Raw genomic sequence first — 25,479 nt, 5'->3', positions numbered from 1 at the left:
GTCCAGCGGGAGCAAGCTCCCTCGCCACAATAGCTCCGACACGGAACCTGGCGTTTATTCCTGGATGACGTCAGCACCCTTGGGAATGTCGAATTTGAATTTGGATGCCGGCACCGCTTCGTTGGCCTTGACCCCGGTAAACAGGATATTGGTGCGCTGGCCGACGCTGTCGATCAGTTGCATGTCATTGAGCAGACCGTTGCGGAATGACAGGCGCAGATTGTCGAAGAGGGTGTCCTTGGTCTTCGGCTTGAGGGTGAAGTCGATCACACCGCCCGCCTCTTTCGCGCTGATATCGAAGCTCTGGCTGATCTTCGAGACATCACCGGACAGCAGCAGCGCCGGGGTCTGGGTCAGACGCTCGTCGAGCTTCTTGATGGTTGCCTGTTCCAGGTCCGGGTCCCACAGGGTGACTTTCTTGCCATCGGAGACCATGGTCTGCTCGGCCGGCGCGTTGGTGTGCCAGTAGAACAGGCCCGGACGCTGCAGGGTCATGTTGCCGGTGGTTTCCTGCAACTGCGTACCGCCGCCGTCGAGGGTCAACTGGGAAAAATTTGCCGACAGGGTTTTCGATGTTTCCAGCAATTGAGTCAGGCGCGCCACGTCCTTTTCATCGGCGTGGGCCGTGAGCGTGGTCAGCGCCAGTACTGGCAATAGCATGCGGATAAGGCGCATTGGAGTCCTCTTGAATACGTGGGAAAGCGGGCGGCGCGTCATTGCGCCGCCCGAGTCATTGCGTTTCAGTCGCGTACCGGGCCCGGGGCCAGGACTTCACGCGAACCGTTGGTGTTCATTGACGTGACGACACCGGCCATTTCCATCGCCTCGATCATCCGCGCGGCGCGGTTGTAGCCGATCTTCAGCTTGCGCTGAACAGCGGAAATCGACGCGCGACGGCTTTCGAGGACGAACTGCACCGCTTCGTCATACAGCGCGTCGGCTTCCGGATCATCACCGTCGCCACCACCGCTACTGCCTTCAAAGCCGCTGCCCGCCTCTTCGACACCGTTTAGGATGTCGTCGTTGTATTCCGGCGCGCCGCGCAGTTTCCACGCCTCGACCACACGGTGAACCTCATCGTCGGAGACGAACGCGCCGTGCACCCGGATCGGCAAACTGGTACCCGGCGGCATGTAGAGCATGTCACCGTGACCCAGCAGTTGCTCGGCGCCACCCTGGTCGATGATGGTCCGCGAGTCGATCTTGCTCGACACCTGGAACGCCATGCGAGTCGGGATGTTGGCCTTGATCAGACCGGTGATCACGTCCACCGAAGGACGCTGGGTTGCGAGGATCAAGTGGATGCCCGCCGCACGCGCCTTCTGCGCGATACGCGCGATCAGTTCTTCAACCTTCTTGCCGACGATCATCATCATGTCGGCAAATTCGTCGACCACCACGACAATGGTCGGCAGTTTCTGCAGCAGCGGCGCTTCGTCGTGAATGCTTTCACGCTTGTACAGCGGATCGCTCAACGGCTCGCCTGCATCCTGGGCTTCCTTGACCTTGGCGTTGAAGCCGGACAGGTTACGCACGCCCATCTTCGCCATCAGCTTGTAGCGCCGCTCCATCTCGGCAACGCTCCAGCGCAAGGCGTTGGCGGCGTCCTTCATGTCGGTCACCACCGGGCACAACAAATGCGGAATGCCTTCGTAGATCGACAGCTCGAGCATTTTCGGGTCGATCATGATGAGCTTGGCGTCGTCCGGGCCGGACTTGAACAGGATCGACAGGATCATCGCGTTCACGCCCACGGACTTGCCGGAACCGGTGGTACCGGCCACCAAAAGGTGCGGCATCTTCGCCAGGTCAGTGATGACCGGCTTGCCGCCGATATCGTGACCGAGCGCCAGGGTGACCGGCGATTTGAAATTGTCGTACTCGGGCGTCGACAGCACTTCGGAGAAGCGCACGATCTGACGGTCTTCGTTGGGAATTTCGATACCGACGGTGGTCTTGCCCGGAATCACCTCGACCACCCGCACACTGGTCACCGCCAGGGAGCGTGCAAGGTCTTTCGCCAGGTTGGCGATGCGGCTGACTTTTACCCCAGCGGCAGGCTGGATCTCGTAACGGGTAATCACCGGGCCCGGATGAATCGAATCCACCGTGACTTCGACACCGAATTCCTTGAGCTTGATTTCCAGCAAGTGGCCGACGGCTGCCAGCGACTCAGGCGAATAGTTGAGTTGTTTCTTTTCCGCAGGATCAAGAATCGAGATCGGCGGCAAGGTGCCTTCCACCGCGCTGTCGACGAACAACGGCGCCTGTTTCTCTTTCTGCACGCGCTTGCTCGGCTCTGGCGCCTTGGCCGGTGCCGGCGAGATGACCGGAGGCACCTGCTTCTCGCGATCGGACATGTGCTTGCTCAGCGCTTGCTCGCGCTCGATCAGGCGCTCCTTGACCTTGGCCTGCTCACGCTTGTCGGTGACAGTGGGTGCGACCACATCATGTACGCGGTCATCGACCTCACGCAGTTGCGCCACCAGTTGCTTGCGCTCGGTGCGCGCCGACCACCAGCGGTTGAGCGCGCCCTGGAACAGTTCGAACAGATCAAGGGTGATCTTGCCGGTGACATCCATCACCTTGAACCACGACAGGTCGGTAAATACGGTCAGGCCGAAGAGGAACAGAGCGATGAACAGCAGCGTACTGCCCTGAATGTTCAGCGCATTTTTCGCCAGATCGCCAAGGCTTTCGCCCAAGGCCCCGCCAGCGCCGGCCGGCAGACCGGTCGCGGCATGGAAATGAATGTGCGCCAGCGCAGCACCGGAAAGCACCAGGAACACCAGACCGATCAGGCGCCAGGAGAATAGCCAGCCGCTCCACTGCCAGGGTTCGTGGCGTTGACGGAAGATCTGGTACGCCTTGACCGCCAGCAGCAACGGAAAGATATAGGCGAAGTAACCGAGCACCATGAACAGGATATCGGCGCTGTACGAGCCTGCCGGACCGCCGAAGTTCTGCACGTCGTCGATCTTGCTGTTATGACTCCAGCCCGGATCGTCCTTGCCGTAAGTCAGCAAAGCCATCATCAGGAACAGGCACAAGGCGCCAATGGCGATCAATGCACCTTCCTTGAGCCGGTAGTGCAGCTGTTGGCGCCAGAGCGGAACGACTGTTTTGGGTGCTTCGGTGGTCTTCTTCAAAACGCTTCTTTTCCTGCGCCCGAGGCGCGTCCATCTATTGAATGACGATAAAAAACTGCCCGATCCAGGCAGGTAAAAAGGTGAAAAGCTCAACTGAGACTACTTTTAACACTGTGCCACTGGTTTTATAAACACAGCCATAAACACTCCGCACAGCGAAAAGCCCGTCACAACCCGGCATTGTACGGGTTTGTGCGCCCGACGCCATGCTTGAGCGCTCAGCCTTGAGCATAGCCAAACGCATGGGAATCGCGTTGCAATTGGAGCATGCATTGTCTTGCGTGACAAAGGCTTATGAGCTGTATTTGATGAACGTAGCGAGGCTGGTCAGATATGGCGGACAGAAATGCTAAGCAGGCATCGATACGGTGACGCTTACGACCACGGGCGACACATCAAGTTGCAGCTCGACAGTCATCGCCCCCGACATCTGTGCAGGACATCGGCGTCGTTTCGCGGCAAACTCTTTCGCGGGGCTGCGCGCCCTCCTGATCGCCCTCCCCTTCTGCAAGCCTGGATGCCATGCTGACTTGGTTACAACGTAATTCCCTGACCTTTCCGCCCCTGGAAAAAGCCATGCGCGAGCCAAACGGACTGCTCGCCGCCGGTGGCGATCTCTCCGCTGACCGGCTGATCCAGGCCTATCGCCACGGCTGTTTTCCCTGGTTCTCCGAGGGCCAACCGATTCTCTGGTGGTCGCCGGATCCGCGCACCGTGCTGTTTCCCGACGAACTGCACGTCTCGCGCAGTCTCGGCAAGTTGCTGCGCAAGCAACGCTATCAAGTGACCTTCGATCAGGATTTCGCCGCCGTCATCCAGGCCTGCGCTGCGCCTCGTGATTACGCCGATGGCACCTGGATCACTGAAGCCATGCAGGATGCCTACGTCGAACTGCATCGGCGCGGTTTCGCTCACTCGGTTGAAGTCTGGGCCGATGGACAACTGGTTGGCGGCCTGTATGGCCTGGCGATGGGTCGATTGTTTTTCGGCGAGTCGATGTTCAGCCGCGCCGACAACGCTTCCAAGTACGGCTTCGCCACCCTGGTGCAGCATTTGAAAGCCGCCGGCTTTGTCCTGATCGACTGCCAGATGCCGACCGATCACCTTCACAGCCTCGGTGCACGGTCGATTCCGCGCAGGGAATTCGCCGACTATCTGCAGCGCCATCTCGATCAACCGAATTCGGCGACATGGGTTTGCTGAGCGACTTTTGCGCAGGTGGCTTACACTTAATCCACCAGCTTATCCCGAGGGTTGATTCATGACCGAGTTGGCGCGTTTGAAGTTCTATGCCACTCAGCCCCACTCTTGCAGTTATCTGCCCGAGGAGCAGGCCACGACGCTGTTTCTCGACCCGAGTCAGCCCATGGATGTGCACGTCTACGCAGATCTGTCGGAAATGGGCTTTCGTCGCAGCGGCGATCACCTGTACCGGCCGCATTGCCAGAATTGCAATGCGTGCGTGCCTGCGCGCATTCCTTCGGCCCAGTTCATTGCCAACCGCCAGCAAAAGCGAATCTACAAACGCAACGCCGATTTGCAAGTGCAGCCAGTCAAACCGCAGTTCAGTGAAGAATACTTCGACCTGTACCAGCGCTACATCGAACAGCGTCATGCCGACGGCGACATGTACCCGCCGAGCCGTGATCAGTTCTCGACGTTCCTGGTACGTGATCTGCCCTTCTCGCGCTTCTACGAGTTCCGACTCGACGGACGGCTGCTCGCGGTGGCGGTCACCGACCTGCTGCCAAACGGTCTGTCGGCGGTGTACACCTTCTACGAACCGAACGAAGAACGGCGCAGCCTCGGTCGTTACGCGATCCTCTGGCAAATCGCCGAGAGCCAGCGCTTGGGCCTTGAGGCGGTGTACCTGGGTTACTGGATCAAGAACTGCAAAAAGATGAACTACAAGACGCAATATCGGCCCATTGAATTGCTGATCAATCAGCGCTGGGTCGTCCTGAACTAAACCCACGGCCTAAACCCCTTGGCGTAAACCCCATTTTTCGGGCACAATGCACGCCGCTTTTGCCTGGCGCAGTTGCACCGGGCCATTCATTGGATACCGAGGGCTTTACTGCATGTCGAAAGAAGACAGCTTCGAAATGGAAGGCACTGTCGTCGACACCCTGCCCAACACCATGTTTCGTGTGGAGTTGGAAAATGGGCACGTCGTAACCGCGCATATTTCCGGCAAGATGCGCAAGAACTACATTCGTATTCTTACCGGTGACAAAGTGCGCGTCGAGCTGACGCCCTATGATTTGAGCAAAGGGCGGATCACTTACCGCGCTCGTTAATCAAGTCAATACAGAACGCCCGGGTTATACCGGGCGTTTTTGTATCTGCGCTTTATTGGTTTGTGTGTATATCCATTTTTTCGGGTGCGGCCGCTGGCGGTTTCGCTCTTACAGCGAGTCACCTTTTCCAAACGCCAAAAAGGTAACCCAAAAGGCTTTGCCCCGGCGTTCAGCCCGCTCGCTGGGGATCGGGGTTCCTTCGTTACGGGATTGATCCCGTAACGAAGCCTGCCAAAGGGGCAAAAGATCAAAAGCCGGATCAAGAGCCCCTCACCCTAGCCCTCTCCCAGAGGGAGAGGGGACTGACCGCGGTGTTTAGGCGAGGTACGCCGACGTGAGATACCGAGTTGAATGCAGGTTTTGAACACCACACAAATCGGCCCCCTCTCCCTCGGGAGAGGGCTGGGGTGAGGGGCGAATCCAACGCAGATCCAAAGCAGACCACACGCTTTTCACCACTCAACAATGAGCGTTAGCTCGAGTGCTTCTGATCTTGATCCACGGGCGACGTCGGAAGGCTGAGCGGATCGATCCCGCAGCGAAGGAACCCGAGCCTGCGAGGGCCTAACGCAGGAGCAAGCGTTTTTTTGCTTACTTTTTTAGGCGTTTGTAAAAAATGTGAGTCGCCGTCAGGGCGAAACCCTAAGCAGCCGTAACCGCAGCAACGGATATTCACCCAAAACCCCCAAACGACAAACAGCAAAAAGGCGCCCGAAGGCGCCCTCTTGATACACGACCGTCAGGCCATTTCCGCAGTAGTCTCGAAGTCAAACGTCAACTCCCCGTCCTTGATGTCGATGTGCACCACACCGCCATGCTCGGCCAGTTCGCCAAACAGAATCTCCTCCGCCAACGGACGCTTGATCTTGTCCTGAATCAGACGCGCCATCGGACGTGCGCCCATTGCCGAATCGTAACCACCGGCCGCCAGCCAGCTGCGCGCCGCATCGGTAACCTCGAGCAACACGCGCTTGTCTTCCAGCTGCGCCTGCAGTTCGGTGAGGAACTTGTCCACCACGCTTTTGATGACCTCATGGCTGAGGCGACCAAACTGGATAATGGTGTCCAGACGGTTACGGAATTCCGGCGTAAAGCTCTTCTTGATCACTTCCATCGCATCGGACGAGTGATCCTGATGGGTGAAACCGATCGAAGCCCGCGCGGCCGTTTCGGCACCGGCGTTGGTGGTCATGATTACGATCACGTTGCGGAAGTCCGCCTTGCGCCCGTTGTTATCGGTCAGCGTGCCGTGGTCCATGACCTGCAACAGCAGATTGAAGACTTCCGGATGCGCCTTCTCGATTTCATCGAGCAGCAATACGCAGTGCGGCTGCTTGGTAATCGCCTCGGTCAACAGACCGCCCTGATCGAATCCGACATAGCCTGGAGGTGCACCGATCAGACGCGATACGGTGTGACGCTCCATGTACTCGGACATGTCGAAGCGAACCAGTTCGATCCCCAACGCTTTGGCCAGTTGCCGCGCAGCCTCGGTTTTACCGACACCGGTAGGTCCTGCGAACAGGAACGAACCGACTGGCTTGTCAGGCGACTTGAGCCCGGCGCGGGACAGCTTGATCGCGGTCGACAGCGAGTCGATCGCCGCGTCCTGACCAAACACCGTCAGCTTCAGGTCACGCTCCAGATTACGCAGCAGCTCCTTGTCGGAACTGGTGACGTGCTTAGGCGGAATCCGCGCGATCTTCGCAACGATGTCTTCGACCTGTGGCACTTCGATTCGCTTGACGCGCATCTCCACTGGTTGCAGACGCTGATAGGCGCCCGCCTCGTCGATCACGTCGATGGCCTTGTCCGGCATGTGCCGGTCATTGATGTAGCGCGACGCCAGTTCGGCAGCGGCACGCAACGACTCGTCGCTGTACTCGATGTTGTGATGCTGCTCGAAACGCCCTTTCAGGCCACGCAGGATACCGATGGTGTCTTCCACCGACGGCTCGACGACATCGACCTTCTGGAAACGACGCGCCAAGGCACGGTCCTTCTCGAAGATGCCGCGAAATTCCTGGAACGTAGTCGAACCGATGCAGCGAATGTCGCCAGACGACAGCAGCGGCTTGAGCAGGTTGGACGCATCCATCACGCCACCGGAGGCAGCACCCGCACCAATGATGGTGTGAATCTCGTCGATGAACAGGATCGCCTGCGGACGTTTCTTCAGCTCATTGAGCAGCGCCTTGAAGCGCTTCTCGAAATCACCGCGATACTTGGTGCCCGCGAGCAGAGCGCCAAGATCGAGGGAATAAACAACCGCATTGGCCAGCAGATCCGGCACCTGGTTGTCGACGATGCGCTTGGCCAGACCTTCGGCAATCGCGGTTTTACCCACGCCTGCTTCGCCGACCAGCAGCGGGTTGTTCTTGCGCCGGCGCGCGAGAATCTGCGCGACACGCTCGACTTCCGATTCGCGGCCGACCAACGGATCGATGCGACCCTGGCGCGCGAGTTCGTTGAGGTTGCTGGCATAAGCATCCAGAGGATTGCCTGAAGAAGAAGACTCACCGCCCTCGTCGTCCTGCATATCTTGTTCACCTTCAGAGTGATCGCCGTGCCCCGGTACTTTGGAAATGCCGTGGGCGATGTAGTTGACGACATCGATGCGCGCAACGCTCTGCTGTTTCAGCAGGAACACTGCCTGACTCTCTTGCTCACTGAAGATGGCGACCAGCACGTTGGCGCCGGTCACTTCGCGTTTGCCCGAGCTCTGTACGTGAAAAACAGCACGCTGCAGGACACGCTGGAAGCCCAGGGTTGGCTGGGTCTCACGATCCTCGTCATGCACGGGGATCAATGGCGTGGTGGAGTCGATGAACTCCTGCAGATCATGCTTGAGTTTGTCGAGGTTTGCGCCGCAGGCACGCAAAACGGTGGCGGCAGCCTCATTATCCAATAGGGCCAGCAGGAGATGTTCGACGGTCATGAACTCATGACGCTTCGAACGAGCCTCCTTGAAGGCTAGATTGAGGGTGACTTCGAGCTCGCGGTTTAACATAGCTTCACCTCATACCCAAGTGGTCGGCGATTAACCGTCCTTCTCGATTTCACAGAGTAGCGGATGCTGGCTTTCCCTGGCGTACTGGTTGACCTGCATGGCCTTTGTCTCGGCGATGTCGCGGGTAAACACTCCACATACTGCCCGGCCTTCTGTATGGACGGCCAGCATGACCTTGGTCGCCAGCTCGCGATTCAGGTTAAAAAACACCTCGAGCACTTCGACGACGAAATCCATCGGTGTGTAGTCATCGTTGAACAAAACCACCTTGTACATCGGCGGCGCCTGTAACGCGGGCTTTGCTTCCTGAACAGCAACGCCTGCCGAATCGTCGTCGTGCTCCTGTGGAAGATCCTTTTGGAGAAGCGGGCGATCCTGATTGAATGTTAGTCGAATCTGGCTGATTGCATGCATGGAAAAAAAGGTTCGTCAGTTGTGCGAATACAGTGGTGGGGGCGGTTGCACACGTTTTCAACTACGACTGCCCGGTCACCTTGACTATCGGGAAAACGGTGTTACAACCAATAGAGCCCACAGTGGGTAAAAAAGATCCGCGGAGTCAATTCTTTTATCGAATTCGATTGCGGATGTCGTGGATGATACTCCAGCGATGGAGTCTGTTGCAGAGGGATTTGAGCATGGCTGTCGGCAAGGTGAAATGGTTCAACAATGCCAAGGGATTCGGCTTTATCAATACCGACTCCCGGGAAGGCCGCGATGAGGATGGCAAGGACATTGATTTCTTCGCCCACTACTCGGCCATCCTGATGGACGGGTACAAGACGCTGAAAGCGGGCCAGACGGTGAAATTCGAGATCGTGCAAGGTCCGAAGGGACTGCATGCGGTAGCCATTGAGTCCGTAATCACCGAACCATCCACCGCTTCTGAAAGTGCCGCTGTCGGCGCAGCTGCCGCCGCCGCTGCCGCAACTGCCAAGGCGATGAGCTGACTGATTCCTGCCTGAATACGCTGAGAAAAAAAACCGCCTGACTCAACCCATCGAGTCAGGCGGTTTTCATGTGCCTGTAACTTTTACATATGCGAAATCAACGCATCCCCGAACCCCGAAGACGAAACCAGCTTGGCCCCATCCATCAAACGCTCGAAATCATAAGTAACAGTCTTCGCGCCGATCGCACCGTTGGTGCCCTTGATGATCAGGTCCGCCGCTTCAGTCCAGCCCATGTGACGCAACATCATCTCGGCCGAGAGAATCAGCGAGCCCGGGTTGACCTGATCCTTGCCGGCATATTTCGGCGCGGTACCGTGGGTCGCTTCGAACATCGCCACGGTGTCGGACAGGTTGGCGCCCGGCGCGATGCCGATACCGCCCACTTCCGCCGCCAGGGCATCTGACAGGTAATCACCGTTGAGGTTGAGAGTGGCAATCACATCGTACTCGGCCGGGCGCAGCAGGATCTGCTGGAGCATGGCGTCGGCGATGGCGTCCTTGACCACAACGTTCTTGCCGGTTTTCGGGTTCTTGAACTGCATCCACGGGCCGCCATCGAGCAGGGTCGCGCCGAACTCTTCGGCCGCCACCTCGTAGGCCCATTCCTTGAAGGCACCTTCGGTGAACTTCATGATGTTGCCTTTGTGCACGATGGTCAGCGAGTCGCGGTCATTGTCGACCACGTATTGCAGGGCCTTGCGCGCCAGGCGCCTGGTGCCTTCGCGGGATACAGGCTTGACGCCGATGCCGCAGTTTTCGTCGAAACGGATCTTGGTGACGCCCATTTCTTCTTTAAGGAATTTGATTACCTTGGTGGCTTCCGGCGAACCGGCCTTCCACTCGATGCCGGCATAAATGTCTTCGGAGTTCTCGCGGAAGATGGTCATGTCGACATCGCCGGGCTTTTTCACCGGGCTTGGCACGCCTTCGAACCAGCGCACCGGGCGCAGGCAGACGTACAGGTCGAGTTGCTGACGCAGGGCCACGTTCAGCGAGCGGATGCCGCCACCGACCGGGGTGGTCAGCGGGCCTTTGATGGAGACTACGTAATCCTTCACGGCGTCGAGGGTTTCCTGCGGCAGCCAGGTGTCCTGATCGTAAACCTGGGTGGCTTTTTCGCCAGCGTAGACTTCCATCCAGGAAATCTTGCGCTTGCCGCCATAGGCCTTTTCAACAGCAGCATCGACAACCTTGATCATCACCGGACTGATGTCGACACCAATACCGTCACCTTCGATGAAGGGGATGATCGGGTTATCAGGAACATTGAGAGAATGGTCTGCATTGACGGTGATTTTGTCGCCGACGGCTGGAACCTGAATCTTCTTGTAACCCATGCTGAACTCCATTGTTTGGATTGAACATCTGGCTTGCTTCGAGCGTAACCCAGTTGAATCAACACGCAAACCCTATGTTCCGCCACCCCGCACATCTCGTTTCGTACAAGCCTGAAAGCAAAGGGAAAAGCGCCAAACTCCAGCATTCGTAACGAGTCTTTGCCCGGTGCCGCCCTGCGACCTTTAGACCAATGGACGAGAATCGTTGCATATGAACCATCGGCAGATTGCCAGCTACCTATGTATAATGCCGCCCGCTGACCACAGGGTCACGACGGCTGGCCTCTCTAGCACGAGACTTTCCGCCTGATTGGTCGGGTTGTTACCGCAGCCTGACTGCTTGACGCTCTACTGATGCACCCAACATCACCGCGAAGAATCTCGACATTCGGTTCATGGATGACTTTGAACGAACGCGCTTACCCGGCGCCCCTCGAGTTTCTGCGCACGCTTTAGCAAAGAAGAGAGAGTTAATCCGAATATGCCCACCCGCTCGAAGATCATCTATACCTTCACCGACGAAGCTCCTGCCCTCGCCACCTATTCCCTGCTGCCGATCATCGAGGCTTACACCGCCTCGGCCGATATCGCCGTGGAAACCCGCGATATCTCTCTTGCAGCGCGCATCCTGGCCAGCTTCCCCGAGCAACTGGGCGACAAAGCCGTAGCCGACCACCTCGCCGAACTGGGCGACCTGGCCGTTACGCCTGAAGCCAACATCATCAAGCTGCCGAACATCAGTGCATCGGTGCCACAGCTGCAAGCCGCGATCAAAGAATTGCAGGCACAGGGCTACAACCTGCCGGATTACCCGGAAACCGTGACCAGCGACGCCGACAAAGACGCCAAGGCGCGCTACGACAAGGTCAAGGGCAGCGCCGTGAACCCGGTTCTGCGTGAAGGCAACTCCGACCGCCGCGCTCCGCTGTCGGTGAAGAACTACGCGCGCAAGCACCCGCACAAAATGGGCGCCTGGGCCAAGGACTCCAAGTCTCACGTCGCTCACATGAGCACCGGCGATTTCTACGGCAGCGAAAAAGCTGTCCTGATCGACGCCGCTGACGCAGTGAAGATCGAGCTGGTCGCCAAGGACGGTAGCGCTATCGTTCTGAAAGAAAAAACCACCGTTCAGGCTGGCGAGATCCTCGATTGCGCCGTGATGAGCAAAAACGCTCTGCGCGCGTTCATCGCTGCCGAGATCGAAAGCGCCAAGGCTCAGGGCGTACTGCTCTCGGTGCACTTGAAAGCAACCATGATGAAGGTTTCCGACCCGATCATGTTCGGCCAGATCGTTGCCGAGTTCTATAAAGACGCACTGACCAAGCACGCTGACGTGCTGAACCAGATCGGCTTCAACCTGAACAACGGCATCGGCGATCTGTACGCGCGCATCAAGGCCCTGCCGGCCGAGCAGCAAGCGCAGATCGAAGCGGATATCGCCGCGGTCTACGCCGTTCGTCCATCGCTGGCGATGGTCAACTCCGACAAAGGCATCACCAACCTGCACGTGCCGAGCGACGTCATCGTCGACGCCTCGATGCCGGCGATGATCCGTGACTCCGGCAAGATGTGGGGCACCGATGGTCAGCTGCACGACACCAAGGCAGTTATCCCGGATCGCTGCTACGCGACCATCTACCAGGCCGTGATCGAAGACTGCAAAGCCAATGGCGCTTTCGATCCGACCACTATGGGCAGCGTGCCAAACGTTGGCCTGATGGCGAAGAAAGCCGAAGAGTACGGCTCCCACGACAAGACCTTCCAGATCAAGGCTGACGGCGTCGTTCGCGTCACCGACAGCAAAGGCAAGCTGCTGATGGAGCAGGCTGTCGAAGCCGGCGACATCTTCCGCATGTGCCAGACCAAAGACGCGCCGATCCAGGACTGGGTCAAACTGGCCGTCAACCGTGCTCGCGCGAGCAGCACGCCGGCGATCTTCTGGCTCGACCCGATGCGCGCTCACGATGGCGTGGTGATCGAGAAGGTTCAGGCTTATCTGAAGGATCACGACACCAGCGGTCTGGACATCCAGATCATGGCCCCGGTCGATGCGATGAAGTACACCCTGCAGCGCACCCGCGAAGGCAAGGACACCATTTCGGTGACCGGCAACGTACTGCGCGACTACCTGACCGACCTGTTCCCGATCATGGAACTGGGCACCAGCGCCAAGATGCTGTCGATCGTGCCGCTGATGAACGGCGGTGGCCTGTTCGAAACCGGCGCCGGCGGCTCGGCTCCGAAGCACGTGCAGCAACTGGTTGAAGAAAACTTCCTGCGCTGGGATTCGCTGGGTGAGTTCCTCGCCCTCGCCGCTTCCCTCGAGCATCTGGGCGTGAACTACAACAACCCGAAAGCGCTGGTGCTGTCGAAAACTCTGGACCAGGCCACTGGCCAGTTCCTCGACAACAACAAGTCGCCATCGCGCAAAGTCGGCAACATCGACAACCGCGGCAGCCACTTCTACCTGGCGATGTACTGGGCTCAGGCCCTGGCCGCCCAGACTGAAGACGCTGCACTGCAAGCGCAGTTCGCGACTCTGGCCAAGACGCTGACCGAGAACGAAGCGACCATCGTTGCCGAGCTCAACGCCGTTCAGGGCAAGCCAGTCGACATCGGCGGTTACTACCACGCCGACGCCGAGCTGATCAGCAAGGCCATGCGCCCAAGCGAAACCTTCAACAAAGCGATCGCTGCGCTGGTTTAAGGTTGTAATGCGGTAAACAGACCCCGGCCTTGTGCCGGGGTTTGTGTTTCCGAACACAACACAAATCCCCTGTAGGAGTGAGCCTGCTCGCGATAGCGGTATACCATTCAACATTGATGGTGACTGACCCGACGCTATCGCGAGCAGGCTCACTCCTACAGGTGATTGGGTTTCAACCAATAGATTGAGGATGACTTATGGAATGGCTCCCCCACATCACCGTCGCCACCATCGTCGAGGACAATGGCCGCTTTCTGATGGTCGAAGAACACAAAGGCGGCCGTAACGTGCTCAACCAGCCCGCCGGCCATCTCGATCCGGATGAAACCCTGATCGACGCGGCCATTCGCGAAACCCTCGAAGAAACCGGCTGGGACGTCGACCCCACCGGGGTGATCGGCATTTATCTGTACACCGCACCGAGCAACGGCGTGACTTACCAGCGTGTCTGCTTCAGCGCCAAAGCCGTGCAGCACCACCCGGATTACCAGCTTGACGACGGGATCATCGGCGCCAAGTGGCTGACCCGCGAGGAATTAATCGCCCAGCGCGATAACTGGCGCAGCGAGCTGATCATCCGCTGCATCGACGATTATCTGGCCGGCCATCACTTCAGCCTCGAGCTGATCCGCCCTTCTCTTTAGCCTTGCGGCCGCGAGCCTGATAGAATCGCGCCCTTTTCCAAGACACTCATTGAATCCCTATGCGTGATCCAGCCCCTTCTGACACATCCAAGAAGCGCGTCATTGTCGGCATGTCCGGCGGCGTGGACTCTTCCGTTTCCGCCCTTCTGCTGATCGAGCAGGGTTATGAAGTGGAAGGCCTGTTCATGAAGAACTGGGAAGAAGACGACGGAACGGAATACTGCACCGCCATGGACGACCTGGCGGATGCGCAGGCTGTCTGCGACAAGATCGGCATCAAGTTGCACACCGCCAACTTCGCTGCCGAGTACTGGGACAACGTGTTCGAGCACTTCCTCGCCGAATACAAGGCCGGGCGCACGCCGAACCCGGACATCCTGTGTAACCGCGAGATCAAGTTCAAAGCGTTCCTCGACTACGCAATGATGCTCGGCGCCGACCTGATCGCCACCGGCCACTACGTGCGCCGCCGCGACATCGACGGTCGCACCGAGCTGCTCAAGGGGCTCGATCCGAACAAGGATCAGAGCTACTTCCTGCACGCCGTTGGCGGCGAACAGATTGCCAAGACCCTGTTCCCGGTCGGCGAACTGGAAAAGCCTGAAGTCCGCGCGATTGCCGAGAAATACGAACTGGCCACCGCCAAGAAGAAGGACTCCACCGGGATCTGCTTCATCGGCGAGCGGCGCTTCAGCGATTTCCTCAAGCAATACCTGCCGGCGCAACCGGGCGAGATCAAGACCACCGAAGGCGATGTCATCGGCCGTCATCACGGCTTGATGTACCACACCATCGGCCAGCGTCAGGGTCTGGGCATCGGCGGCTTGAAAGATGCCGGCGACGAGCCGTGGTACGTGCTGCGCAAGGACCTGGAGACCAACGAGCTGATCGTCGGTCAGGGCAACAACCATCCGTGGTTGTTCTCCAGCGCCCTGCTCGCTTCGGAAATCTATTGGGTCAACCCGATCGACCTGAGCCAGCCGCTGCGCCTGACGGCGAAAGTGCGTTATCGCCAGAGCGATCAGGCCTGCACCCTGGAAAAAACCGCGGACGGCTATCGCGCCGTGTTCGACGAGCCGCAACGCGCGGTGACGCCGGGCCAATCGGTGGTGTTCTATGACGGTGAGATCTGCCTCGGCGGCGGCGTGATCGAAGTGGCCGAGCCGTGGAGCGGCCAGGCATGAGCCCGACTCAGGAGCAACTGACGGCACTGGGCGGCGTGTTTCTCGCCGCCGTGCTGGTGGACCGTATCGCCAAGACCGGCCAGACCAACGAGGCCGGCCTGAGCTGCATGCTCGGCAGCCTGTTGGTGCGGGATCCGAAAGACACGCTGGACGTGTACGGTGGCGATGACATCAATCTGCGCGAGGGTTACCGCGCGCTGATCGGCGCTTTGGAGCGCGATCCGAGCACCTTGCAGCGCGAGCCGCTGCGCTACGCCCTGTCGATGCTCGGGCTGGAGCGACAACTGGCCAAGCGTGACGACATGCTCGAGACGATCGCCAAGCGCCTGCCGCAGATTCAGTCGCAGGTCGAGCATTTTGGCCCGGCTCATGAAAACGTCGTCGCCGCTTGCGGTGCGTTGTATCAGGACACGTTGAGTACCCTGCGCCAGCGCATTCAGGTGCACGGCGACATGCGCAACCTGCAGCAGCCGAGCAATGCCTCGAAGATCCGCGCCCTGCTCCTCGCCGGTATCCGCTCGGCGCGCCTGTGGCGACAGCTCGGCGGTCATCGCTGGCAGTTGGTGATCAGCCGCCGCAAGTTGCTCAAAGAGCTTTATCCGTTGATGCGCAGCGAATAAACGCCGCGTCATGAAGGCTTTGTAGTCTGTAACGCGTAATACGCCGGTCAGTTGGCGACGGACCGGCGGATTTTTTCATGTATGATACGCGCCCCATTTCGTTGCCCGACTGTCCGAGAACACCCCATGCAGCTCTCTTCGCTCACTGCGGTTTCCCCTGTTGACGGCCGCTACGCCGGCAAAACCCAGGCCCTGCGCCCGATTTTCAGCGAGTACGGCCTGATCCGTGCCCGCGTTCTGGTTGAAGTGCGCTGGCTCCAGCGCCTGGCCGCCCACGCTGGCATTCCTGAAGTGCCGGCCTTCTCCGCCGAGGCCAACGCCGTTCTCAACGAACTGGCGGAAAACTTCTCGCTGGAGCACGCCGAGCGCGTCAAAGAGATCGAGCGCACCACCAACCACGACGTCAAAGCGATCGAATATCTGCTCAAGGAGCAGGCGGCCAAGCTGCCGGAGCTGGCCAAGGTCAGCGAGTTCATCCACTTTGCCTGCACCAGCGAAGACATCAACAACCTGTCCCACGCGCTGATGCTGCGCGAAGGCCGTGACGACGTGATGCTGCCGCTGATGCGCCAGACCGCCAACGCCATCCGCGAACTGGCGATCCGTTTCGCCGACGTGCCGATGCTGTCGCGCACCCACGGCCAGCCCGCTTCGCCGACCACTCTGGGCAAAGAACTGGCCAACGTGGTTTACCGTCTCGATCGGCAGATCGCGCAGGTCGCTGCCGTGCCGCTGCTGGGGAAGATCAACGGCGCCGTCGGCAACTACAACGCACACCTTTCGGCCTACCCGCAGATCGACTGGGAAGCCAACGCCCGCGCCTTCATCGAAGACGAACTGGGCCTGGGCTTCAACCCGTACACCACACAGATCGAACCGCACGACTACATCGCCGAGCTGTTCGACGCGATCGCGCGCTTCAATACCATCCTGATCGACTTCGACCGTGACATCTGGGGCTACATCTCCCTGGGTTATTTCAAGCAGCGCACCATCGCTGGCGAAATCGGTTCGTCGACCATGCCGCACAAGGTCAACCCGATCGACTTCGAAAACTCCGAAGGCAACCTGGGTATCGCCAACGCACTGTTCCAGCATCTGGCGAGCAAACTGCCGATCTCCCGCTGGCAGCGCGACCTGACCGACTCCACCGTCCTGCGCAACCTCGGTGTCGGCTTCGCCCACAGCGTGATCGCTTACGAAGCCAGCCTCAAAGGCATCAGCAAGCTGGAGCTCAACGAGCAGAAGATTGCTGCTGATCTCGACGCTTGCTGGGAAGTATTGGCCGAGCCGATCCAGACCGTGATGCGTCGCTACAACATCGAAAACCCGTACGAAAAGCTGAAAGAACTGACCCGCGGCAAGGGCATCAGCCCTGAAGCGCTGCAGACTTTCATCGATGGCCTGGACATGCCAGCCGAAGCCAAAGCCGAGCTCAAGCAACTGACCCCGGCCAACTACATCGGCAACGCAGTGGCACAAGCCAAACGCATCTGATCGACCGTTTGCCCCGTTTGAGACGCCCGGCCGCGCCGGGCGTTTTTATTCCCGTCTGAAAAGTGCTTTTTTTCAATAGGTTACATATGAATTCCGATATTCCTCTTCAACTTCTGGGCGGCCTCACTGCACGCGAGTTCCTGCGTGACTACTGGCAGAAAAAACCGCTGCTGATCCGTCAGGCGATTCCTGACTTCGAAAGCCCGATCGACGCCGACGAACTGGCCGGTCTGGCCCTGGAAGAAGAAGTCGAATCGCGCCTGGTGATCGAACATGGCGAGCGCCCATGGGAACTGCGCCGCGGCCCGTTCGCTGAAGACGAATTCAGCAAACTGCCGGAAAAAGAGTGGACCCTGCTGGTGCAAGCAGTCGACCAATTCGTGCCGGAAGTCAGCGAGCTGCTCGAGAACTTTCGCTTCCTGCCGAGCTGGCGCGTCGACGATGTGATGATCAGCTTTGCCGCCCCGGGTGGCAGCGTCGGTCCGCACTTCGACAACTACGACGTATTCCTGCTGCAGGGCCACGGCAAGCGCAACTGGAAAATCGGCCAGATGTGCGATTCCGAGAGCCCGCTGCTGCAACACGCCGACCTGCGCATCCTCGCCGAATTCCACGAGACCGAAGAGTGGGTGCTGGAGCCGGGGGACATGCTCTACCTGCCACCACGACTGGCCCATTGCGGTGTCGCAGTCGACAACTGCATGACCTACTCGGTCGGCTTCCGCGCCCCAAGCGCCGCTGAAGTGCTGACCCACTTCACCGACTTCCTCAGCCAGTTCCTGACCGACGAAGAGCGCTACACCGATGCCGACGCCAAGCCGGCGGTCGATCCGCACCAGATTCAACATGATGCGCTGGATCGCCTGAAAAGCCTGCTTGCCGAGCACATGAGCGACGAGCGTCTGCTGCTGACCTGGTTCGGCCAGTACATGACTGAGCCGCGCTACCCGGAACTGGTGGTTGGCCCGGAGGACGTCGAAGAAGAAGACTTCCTCGCCGCTCTGCAGGACGGCGCCGTGCTGATCCGCAACCCGAGCGCGCGCCTGGCCTGGTCGGAAGTCGACGACGATCTGCTGCTGTTCGCCAGCGGCCAGAGCCGTTACCTGCCGGGCAAGCTGCGCGAGCTGCTGAAGCTGATCTGCGCCGCTGACGCCCTGCACGCCGATAACCTCGGCGAGTGGCTGAGCGATGAAGACGGTCGCAGCCTGCTCTGCGAACTGGTCAAGCAAGGGAGCCTGGGGTTCGCTGATGAATAAAATTCGCGTTCGTGTCGCAGACTGGCAGAAGGATATCGCCGAGATCCGGCGCATTCGTGAAACGGTGTTCATCGCCGAACAATCGGTACCGCCCGAGCTTGAGTGGGACGCGGATGACGCGACCGCTGTGCATTTTCTGGCATTTGAAGGCGACTTCCCCATCGGTACGGCCCGCTTGCTGCCTGACGGGCACATCGGCCGCGTCTCGGTGCTGAAAGACTGGCGCGGGATGAAGGTCGGTGACGCGCTGATGCAGGCGGTCATCGCCGAGGCCGAAGCGCGCGGCCTGAAGCAACAAAAGCTCAGCGCTCAGGTGCAGGCCACGGCGTTCTATGAACGCCTGGGCTTCAGCCTGGTCAGCGAGGAGTTTCTCGAGGCCGGGATACCGCATGTCGACATGGTTCGGCATTCGGCCTGAGCAGCACTGATCAAACCCTGTGGCGAGGGAGCTTGCTCCCGCCGGGCTGCGCAGCAGACCCTGCTTTGGATTTCAACAGCAAGGCCGCTTCGCGCCCCAGCGGGAGCAAGCTCCCTCGCCACAACATCATCTCCTGACGCCCCGGCATTCAACGATGCCGGGGCGTTTTGCTAACTACGATTCAACTTGCCCCACCCCGGGCCGACAAACTGGCAATATCAAGCCTTTCGAACGCGGAGATAACGGACATGTCCCTACGCACCCTGCTCACCACCCTGCTGCTCGGCTGCAGTTTTTCGGTGCTGGCAGCCACAGAAATCGTCCCTCTCAAATACCACACAAGCGCCGACATGCTGCCGGTGGCGCAGGACTTCATCGGTCAGGACGGTCAGGTCAGCGCTTACGGCAACCAACTGATCGTCAAGGCCGAGCCGGGCAAGATTCAAGAACTGAAGGATTTGCTTGCACAACTCGACACCGCGCCCAAGCGCTTGCTGATCACCGTCGACACCAACGAAAACAATGGCCGTGGCGACGAAGGTTATTCAGTCAACGGCGCCCAGCCGAACCAGACCCGGATCATCAGTCGAAGCACCACCAGCCGCAACGGCGGCGTCCAGCAAGTGCAGACCAGTGAAGGCACTCCGGCGCTGATCCAGGTCGGCCAGAGTGTGCCGATCACCAACACCCAGAGCGATTCCTACGGCGGTTACAGCAGCGAGACTCAATACCGCAACGTCACCCAGGGTTTCTACGTCACCGCCAGCGTCACCGGCGAGACCGTTCATCTGGCGATCAGTACCAACCGTGACCGCATGAGCCAGGAACGTCCCGATGTAGTGAACGTTCAGAGTACCGACACAACCGTCACCGGACGCCTCGGTGAGTGGATCACCCTCGCCGGCGTCAACAGCCAGACTCAGGCCGACAAACAGGGCCTGACCCGCAGCTACTCGACTCAAGGTCGCGATGACATGACCCTGCGGGTCAAAGTCGACGCACTGGACTAAAGCACCGAAAACTGACTGATTAGTCGTATCAGACTAAAGATGTAGTGCTTTAAAAAAAGCACTACAAAACGTTTGACGACGCGAAAAAGCGAGGGCATGATGGCCTCGCTCCCGCTAATCAGAGGCCCTGGCAAGGGCCTTCGAAGCGCCGTTCGCACCTACCCCGCGAACCGTTTCGTGTCTGTACCGCCCACAAGGTGTGTTTGACGAGGTTGCCGACTGGAACGAAGTTGTCCCGAGGGACGGAAGCGTATTTAGGTAACCCGGCTTCACGCTGTTGTCCGTATGAAGGCCCACGACGCCCGCATGCGCCCCGCAGTCCGCCACTACCTGCTCACTTCCCCTCGAGCCCATCGTTCATCCCGTCGCCTACCCCGCCGAATCCGACTTGACCACCAAGCTTCTGGTCAGCGAGCGCAGGAATTTTCCACCGCAGAACAACTTTTCATAAAAGACGCGACGAGGTTTATCTCCATGGCACTGACACGCGAACAGCAAATTGCAGCCCTCGAAAAAGACTGGGCCGAGAACCCGCGCTGGAAAGGCGTGACTCGCACTTACTCCGCTGCTGACGTGGTCCGTCTGCGTGGCTCGGTTCAGCCTGAGCACACCTTCGCGAAGATGGGCGCCGAGAAGCTGTGGAACCTGGTGACCCAAGGTGCCAAGCCGTCCTTCCGTCCAGAGAAAGATTTCGTCAACTGCATGGGCGCCCTGACCGGCGGCCAGGCTGTTCAGCAGGTTAAAGCCGGTATCCAGGCGATCTACTTGTCCGGCTGGCAGGTGGCTGCGGACAACAACTCCGCCGAATCGATGTACCCGGACCAATCGCTGTACCCGGTTGACTCGGTGCCAACCGTGGTCAAGCGCATCAACAACTCGTTCCGTCGTGCCGACCAGATCCAGTGGAAAGCCGGCAAGAACCCGGGCGATGAAGGCTACATCGACTACTTCGCGCCAATCGTGGCGGACGCTGAAGCCGGTTTCGGCGGCGTACTCAACGCTTACGAACTGATGAAGAGCATGATCGAAGCAGGCGCCGCCGGCGTTCACTTCGAAGACCAACTGGCTTCGGTGAAGAAATGCGGGCACATGGGCGGCAAGGTTCTGGTGCCAACCCAGGAAGCCGTACAGAAGCTGACCGCTGCCCGTCTGGCCGCTGACGTTGCCGGTACGCCGACCATCATTCTGGCCCGCACCGACGCCAACGCGGCTGACCTGCTGACCTCCGACTGCGATCCGTACGATCAGCCTTTCGTGACCGGCGAGCGTACTCAGGAAGGTTTCTACAAGGTACGTGCCGGTCTGGATCAAGCGATCGCCCGTGGCCTGGCTTACGCGCCGTACGCCGACCTGATCTGGTGCGAAACCGCCAAGCCGGATCTGGAAGAAGCCCGTCGCTTCGCTGAAGCGATCAAGAAGGAGTACCCGGATCAGTTGCTGTCGTACAACTGCTCGCCTTCCTTCAACTGGAAGAAGAACCTGGACGACGCCACCATCGCCAAATTCCAGCGCGAACTGTCCGCCATGGGCTACAAGCACCAGTTCATCACCCTGGCCGGCATTCACAACATGTGGCACAGCATGTTCAACCTGGCGCACGACTACGCCCGCAACGACATGACGGCCTACGTGAAGCTGCAAGAGCAGGAATTCGCTGACGCCGCCAAAGGCTACACCTTTGTGGCGCACCAGCAGGAAGTGGGCACCGGCTACTTCGACGACATGACCACCGTGATCCAGGGCGGCTCGTCCTCGGTGACCGCGCTGACCGGTTCGACCGAAGAAGAACAGTTCCACTGATAGCGCTTCGCTGAGCAAACGGCCTTTGCGGATCGAACAAAAGCTAACCGCAGAGCCGCAAGATTGACGCCCCGACTGGATCGGGGCGTTTTTTTGCCTGAGTTTTGATGAACACCACAAATCCCTGTAGGAGTGAGCCTGCTCGCGATAGCGGTTTATCAGTTAACTCATGTGCTGGCTGACAGACCGCCATCGCGAGCAGGCTCACTCCTACAGTGGATCTGTGGCGTGGGCGTGAAACATTGATCTGAAGCGGTACAAGCGTCAGAAATTTCCGCTAAAACCGTAGGCTTCGCTACTTGCAGTAACGCGCAAGTAAGACAACTTCCCAACCACTCACTCGTTAAACAGTTACAAAACCACTGCAAACGATATCAATTATCATTCAGCAGCAACTATGTTCGTTACAAACCCTACAAAACATAATTGATGGAAACCCGGCTAATGCCCGCAACGCATGGGCCGCAGGGCTGTGAGCAAGCGCCATGTCCTTAATCCGGTAAATAATTTCGCCTTTGGAATTTTACTTGCCGGGTGTTTAGCCATAAAATCAGCCCGATTGATTGCTGCGACATATCGTCACTGCCTTATTTCTTTATCAAGCTCAGAGACCTTTGCTCTCTGTTAAGGATTACCAGCATGCCCGAAGCGACAGGACTCATGGCCCACAACTGGGGCTTTGCCATTTTCCTTCTGGGTGTCGTCGGCCTGTGTGCCTTCATGCTTGGCGTCTCCAGCCTCCTCGGGTCAAAAGCCTGGGGTCGCAGCAAAAACGAACCGTTCGAGTCGGGCATGCTACCTACCGGTGGCGCCCGCTTGCGGCTCTCAGCCAAATTCTATCTGGTCGCGATGCTCTTCGTGATCTTCGATATCGAAGCCCTCTTTCTCTTTGCATGGTCTGTGTCCGTCCGCGAAAGCGGCTGGACCGGATTCGTCGAAGCTCTCGTTTTCATAGCAATTCTGTTGGCAGGTCTTGTCTACCTGTTCCGAGTGGGCGCCCTTGACTGGGCTCCGGAAGCTCGTCGCAAGCGGCAGGCGAAGCTGAAACAATGAGGCTTTGGCAATGCAATACAATCTCACCAGGATCGACCCCGATGCTCCTAACGAGCAGTATCCGATTGGCCAGCGGGAAACCGTTGCCGATCCGTTAGAAGATCAAGTCCACAAAAACATTTTCATGGGCAAGCTGGAAGACGTGCTGAGTGGCGCGGTCAACTGGGGACGTAAGAACTCCCTGTGGCCGTACAACTTCGGCCTGTCGTGCTGCTACGTGGAAATGACCACCGCCTTCACGGCGCCCCACGACATCGCGCGCTTTGGCGCCGAAGTGATCCGGGCCTCGCCGCGTCAGGCCGACTTCATGGTTATCGCCGGTACCTGCTTCATCAAGATGGCGCCGATCATCCAGCGTCTCTACGAGCAAATGCTCGAACCGAAATGGGTCATCTCCATGGGTTCGTGCGCCAACTCCGGCGGCATGTACGACATCTACTCCGTGGTTCAAGGCGTAGACAAGTTCCTGCCCGTGGACGTCTACGTACCTGGCTGCCCGCCCCGTCCGGAAGCATTTCTGCAAGGCTTGATGCTGTTGCAGGAATCGATTGGACAGGAGCGTCGTCCGCTTTCCTGGGTCGTTGGTGATCAAGGCGTGTATCGCGCCGACATGCCATCGCAGAAGGAACAGCGCCGCGAACAGCGAATCGCAGTCACCAATCTGCGCAGCCCTGACGAAGTCTGATCCAGTTCTGTTCCAAGTAACGAGAAGCTGGCTTCATTCTTTACGTTGACCGAAAGCGAAAAAATAACCATGACTACAGGCAGTGCTCTGTACATCCCGCCTTACAAGGCAGACGACCAGGATGTGGTCGTCGAACTGAACAACCGTTTTGGCGCCGAAGCGTTCACCGCGCAGGCAACCCGCACCGGCATGCCGGTGCTGTGGGTGGCCCGCGCCAGACTGGTTGAAGTCCTGACTTTCCTGCGCAACCTGCCCAAGCCGTACGTCATGCTCTATGACCTGCACGGCGTGGACGAGCGTCTGCGCACCAAACGTCAAGGGCTGCCGACCGGCGCCGATTTCACCGTGTTCTATCACCTCATGTCGCTGGAGCGTAATAGTGACGTGATGATCAAGGTGGCCTTGTCCGAAGGCGACCTCAGCATGCCTTCCGTCACCAGCATCTGGCCGAACGCCAACTGGTACGAGCGCGAAGTCTGGGACATGTTCGGCATCGACTTCAAAGGCCACCCGCACCTGTCGCGCATCATGATGCCGCCGACCTGGGAAGGTCACCCGCTGCGCAAGGACTTCCCGGCGCGCGCCACCGAATTCGATCCGTACAGCCTCAACCTCGCCAAGCAGCAGCTTGAAGAGGAAGCCGCGCGTTTCCGTCCCGAAGACTGGGGCATGAAGCGTTCCGGGGCCAACGAGGACTACATGTTCCTCAACCTCGGCCCGAACCACCCTTCCGCGCACGGTGCGTTCCGCATCATTCTGCAGCTGGACGGCGAAGAGATCGTCGATTGCGTCCCGGACATCGGTTACCACCATCGTGGCGCCGAGAAGATGGGCGAACGTCAGTCCTGGCACAGCTACATTCCGTACACCGACCGCATCGACTACCTCGGCGGCGTGATGAACAACCTGCCGTACGTGCTCTCGGTCGAGAAACTCGCCGGCATCAAGGTGCCGCAGAAGGTCGACGTCATCCGCATCATGATGGCCGAGTTCTTCCGTATCACCAGTCACCTGCTGTTCCTTGGCACCTACATCCAGGACGTCGGCGCCATGACGCCGGTGTTCTTCACCTTCACCGACCGCCAGAAGGCGTACACGGTGATCGAGGCGATCACCGGTTTCCGTCTGCATCCGGCCTGGTACCGCATCGGTGGTGTCGCCCACGACCTGCCGCGCGGCTGGGAAAAACTGGTCAAGGACTTCGTCGAGTGGATGCCCAAGCGCCTGGACGAATACACCAAGGCCGCCCTGCAGAACAGCATCCTCAAGGGCCGTACCGTCGGCGTCGCTGCCTACAACACCAAAGAGGCCCTGGAATGGGGCGTCACCGGTGCCGGCCTGCGTTCGACCGGTTGCGATTTCGACCTGCGCAAGGCGCGTCCGTATTCGGGCTACGAGAACTTCGAATTCGAAGTGCCGCTGGCCGTCAACGGCGATGCCTACGACCGCTGCATGGTTCGCGTCGAAGAGATGCGCCAGAGCATCAAGATCATCGATCAATGCATGCGCAACATGCCCGAAGGCCCGTACAAGGCGGATCACCCGCTGACCACGCCGCCACCGAAAGAGCGCACGCTGCAGCACATCGAAACCCTGATCACGCACTTCCTGCAGGTTTCGTGGGGCCCGGTCATGCCGGCCAACGAATCCTTCCAGATGATCGAAGCGACCAAGGGCATCAACAGTTATTACCTGACGAGCGACGGCGGCACCATGAGCTACCGTACCCGGATCCGTACTCCGAGCTTCCCGCACCTGCAGCAGATCCCTTCGGTGATCAAAGGCAGCATGGTCGCGGACTTGATTGCGTACCTGGGTAGTATCGACTTCGTTATGGCCGACGTGGACCGCTAAGC

At 59.0% G+C, this 25,479-nt stretch carries 21 protein-coding genes; 16 read left to right on the top strand and 5 right to left on the bottom strand.

The features are described 5' to 3' along the window. Positions 1-54: 54 nt before the first annotated feature. Together lolA and ftsK are read right to left on the bottom strand one after the other, a co-directional pair. Positions 55-675 carry an outer membrane lipoprotein chaperone LolA gene (gene lolA, locus BLU71_RS05065; protein WP_042609224.1) on the bottom strand — a complete coding sequence of 207 codons (621 nt, stop codon included), beginning with the start codon at positions 673-675 and terminating at the stop codon, positions 55-57. 65 nt (positions 676-740) lie between these two features. Further along, positions 741-3,149 carry a DNA translocase FtsK gene (ftsK, locus tag BLU71_RS05060; protein WP_065616029.1) on the bottom strand — a complete coding sequence of 803 codons (2,409 nt, stop codon included), beginning with the start codon at positions 3,147-3,149 and terminating at the stop codon, positions 741-743. Positions 3,150-3,671: 522 nt separating this feature from the next. On the opposite strand from ftsK, the gene aat reads away from it, so the two are divergent. The 3 genes from aat (at position 3,672) to infA (ending at position 5,449) form a co-directional block, all read left to right on the top strand. Further along, a complete protein-coding gene (aat, locus tag BLU71_RS05055; RefSeq protein ID WP_083352451.1) occupies positions 3,672-4,352 on the top strand; it encodes a leucyl/phenylalanyl-tRNA--protein transferase in 681 nt (226 codons plus the stop codon). Positions 4,353-4,410: 58 nt separating this feature from the next. Next, positions 4,411-5,118: an arginyltransferase gene (locus tag BLU71_RS05050; protein ID WP_042609221.1), complete on the top strand. Its 708-nt coding sequence runs from the start codon at positions 4,411-4,413 to the stop codon at positions 5,116-5,118. Positions 5,119-5,230: 112 nt separating this feature from the next. After that, positions 5,231-5,449 carry a translation initiation factor IF-1 gene (gene infA / locus BLU71_RS05045; protein WP_002553999.1) on the top strand — a complete coding sequence of 73 codons (219 nt, stop codon included), beginning with the start codon at positions 5,231-5,233 and terminating at the stop codon, positions 5,447-5,449. A gap of 739 nt (positions 5,450-6,188) precedes the next feature. On the opposite strand, the gene clpA is transcribed toward infA, so the two are convergent. After that, positions 6,189-8,459 (bottom strand): ATP-dependent Clp protease ATP-binding subunit ClpA, encoded by a 2,271-nt coding sequence (gene clpA, locus BLU71_RS05040; protein WP_016775266.1) that lies wholly within the window; start codon positions 8,457-8,459, stop codon positions 6,189-6,191. A 30-nt stretch (positions 8,460-8,489) separates the two neighbouring features. Further along, positions 8,490-8,873, bottom strand: a complete 384-nt coding sequence (gene clpS, locus BLU71_RS05035) for an ATP-dependent Clp protease adapter ClpS (protein WP_011334948.1) — start codon at positions 8,871-8,873, stop codon at positions 8,490-8,492. A gap of 224 nt (positions 8,874-9,097) precedes the next feature. Here clpS and BLU71_RS27865 point away from each other — a divergent pair, with 224 nt between their 5' ends. Continuing rightward, on the top strand, positions 9,098-9,409 hold the full coding sequence (locus BLU71_RS27865; RefSeq protein ID WP_065616027.1) for a cold shock domain-containing protein: 312 nt from the start codon (positions 9,098-9,100) through the stop codon (positions 9,407-9,409). An 83-nt stretch (positions 9,410-9,492) separates the two neighbouring features. On the opposite strand, the gene icd is transcribed toward BLU71_RS27865, so the two are convergent. Then, positions 9,493-10,749: an NADP-dependent isocitrate dehydrogenase gene (gene icd, locus BLU71_RS05025; RefSeq protein WP_056788899.1), complete on the bottom strand. Its 1,257-nt coding sequence runs from the start codon at positions 10,747-10,749 to the stop codon at positions 9,493-9,495. Between the two features lie 481 nt (positions 10,750-11,230). Between icd and BLU71_RS05020 the strand changes: the two genes are divergently transcribed. From BLU71_RS05020 to nuoC, 12 genes are all read left to right on the top strand, one after another. Then, positions 11,231-13,456 (top strand): NADP-dependent isocitrate dehydrogenase, encoded by a 2,226-nt coding sequence (locus tag BLU71_RS05020; RefSeq protein WP_083352450.1) that lies wholly within the window; start codon positions 11,231-11,233, stop codon positions 13,454-13,456. A 197-nt stretch (positions 13,457-13,653) separates the two neighbouring features. Then, a complete protein-coding gene (locus BLU71_RS05015; protein ID WP_083352449.1) occupies positions 13,654-14,100 on the top strand; it encodes an NUDIX hydrolase in 447 nt (148 codons plus the stop codon). Positions 14,101-14,159: 59 nt separating this feature from the next. After that, entirely contained in the window at positions 14,160-15,284 is a 1,125-nt protein-coding gene (gene mnmA / locus BLU71_RS05010) for a tRNA 2-thiouridine(34) synthase MnmA (RefSeq protein ID WP_083352448.1), read from the top strand. Continuing rightward, on the top strand, positions 15,281-15,904 hold the full coding sequence (gene hflD / locus BLU71_RS05005) for a high frequency lysogenization protein HflD (RefSeq protein ID WP_039763308.1): 624 nt from the start codon (positions 15,281-15,283) through the stop codon (positions 15,902-15,904). Before mnmA ends, hflD begins: the two co-directional genes overlap by 4 nt. 126 nt (positions 15,905-16,030) lie before the next feature. Continuing rightward, complete coding sequence (gene purB, locus BLU71_RS05000) at positions 16,031-17,401, top strand: adenylosuccinate lyase (RefSeq protein WP_083352447.1); 1,371 nt, start codon at positions 16,031-16,033, stop codon at positions 17,399-17,401. A gap of 86 nt (positions 17,402-17,487) precedes the next feature. Next, positions 17,488-18,657: a cupin domain-containing protein gene (locus tag BLU71_RS04995; protein WP_016775274.1), complete on the top strand. Its 1,170-nt coding sequence runs from the start codon at positions 17,488-17,490 to the stop codon at positions 18,655-18,657. Next, positions 18,650-19,075, top strand: a complete 426-nt coding sequence (locus BLU71_RS04990) for a GNAT family N-acetyltransferase (RefSeq protein WP_016775275.1) — start codon at positions 18,650-18,652, stop codon at positions 19,073-19,075. The genes BLU71_RS04995 and BLU71_RS04990 overlap by 8 nt, the downstream gene beginning before the upstream one ends. A 248-nt stretch (positions 19,076-19,323) precedes the next feature. After that, entirely contained in the window at positions 19,324-20,085 is a 762-nt protein-coding gene (locus BLU71_RS04985; protein ID WP_042609214.1) for a secretin N-terminal domain-containing protein, read from the top strand. 474 nt (positions 20,086-20,559) lie between these two features. Continuing rightward, positions 20,560-21,885 (top strand): isocitrate lyase, encoded by a 1,326-nt coding sequence (gene aceA, locus BLU71_RS04980; protein ID WP_003223815.1) that lies wholly within the window; start codon positions 20,560-20,562, stop codon positions 21,883-21,885. 639 nt (positions 21,886-22,524) lie between these two features. Further along, on the top strand, positions 22,525-22,938 hold the full coding sequence (locus BLU71_RS04975) for an NADH-quinone oxidoreductase subunit A (protein ID WP_003223812.1): 414 nt from the start codon (positions 22,525-22,527) through the stop codon (positions 22,936-22,938). Positions 22,939-22,948: 10 nt separating this feature from the next. Next, a complete protein-coding gene (locus BLU71_RS04970) occupies positions 22,949-23,623 on the top strand; it encodes a NuoB/complex I 20 kDa subunit family protein (RefSeq protein WP_016775278.1) in 675 nt (224 codons plus the stop codon). A 69-nt stretch (positions 23,624-23,692) separates the two neighbouring features. After that, the gene (nuoC, locus tag BLU71_RS04965; protein ID WP_042609213.1) at positions 23,693-25,477 is read left to right on the top strand and encodes an NADH-quinone oxidoreductase subunit C/D; all 1,785 of its coding nucleotides are present in this window, start codon (positions 23,693-23,695) and stop codon (positions 25,475-25,477) included. Positions 25,478-25,479: the final 2 nt, after the last annotated feature.

Origin of the sequence: Pseudomonas moraviensis (assembly GCF_900105805.1) — a bacterium.
Taxonomy (GTDB): Bacteria; Pseudomonadota; Gammaproteobacteria; order Pseudomonadales; family Pseudomonadaceae; genus Aquipseudomonas; species Aquipseudomonas moraviensis_A.
This window is presented reverse-complemented; position numbering and strand designations above follow the sequence as displayed.